Here is a 521-nt window from a genome sequence, read left to right on the forward strand (position 1 = left end):
CCTGCTGGTTGAATTTAATGGCGCTGGCGTGGCCGGAGCCGTAATACAGCCACTGCAGGCGATCGCCCTGCGGCAGCGTCAGCGCCTGCAGGTTGGCCAACGCATCCCACTGGTATTGCAGCTCGCCATTCACGCCCTGCTCGCCGAGCAGCCGCCCGGCGGCGTCATAGCGCATCTGCACGCTGTCCGGCTCGATGCCCAGCGCCGCACCGCTCGCCGTCGGCAGGCGGTTCAGCTCGCGCAGCCGCCCCATGGCGTCGAAGCGGTAATGCCATTCCGCGCTGGCGTTGCCGCGCCAGACCAGTTGCCCGGCCTCGTCGAAGCGGAAGCGCTGTTCGCGCTGCGTCAGTTCACCCGCGCTGCCCGGCAGGCCGACCTCGCGGTGCTCCTCCAGCAGCCCGGCCGCGCCGTAGCGATAATAGTGGCGGGTGTCGTCCGGGCGCTCTTCGGCCAGCACGCGGCCCACCGCATCGTAGCTGAAGCGGTATTCGCCGCCGTTGCCGTTCTCCAGCCGCGTCAGC

Annotated in this window: 1 protein-coding gene; it reads right to left on the minus strand. The window is 69.7% G+C overall.

The genetic code is table 11. The features are described 5' to 3' along the window. Positions 1-521: RHS repeat domain-containing protein (locus C9411_RS25365; RefSeq protein ID WP_369919489.1), on the minus strand; the 521-nt coding region annotated here is incomplete at both ends.

The organism is Serratia sp. Nf2 (assembly GCF_003028435.1).
GTDB classification, from domain to species: domain Bacteria; phylum Pseudomonadota; class Gammaproteobacteria; order Enterobacterales; family Enterobacteriaceae; genus Serratia; species Serratia marcescens_L.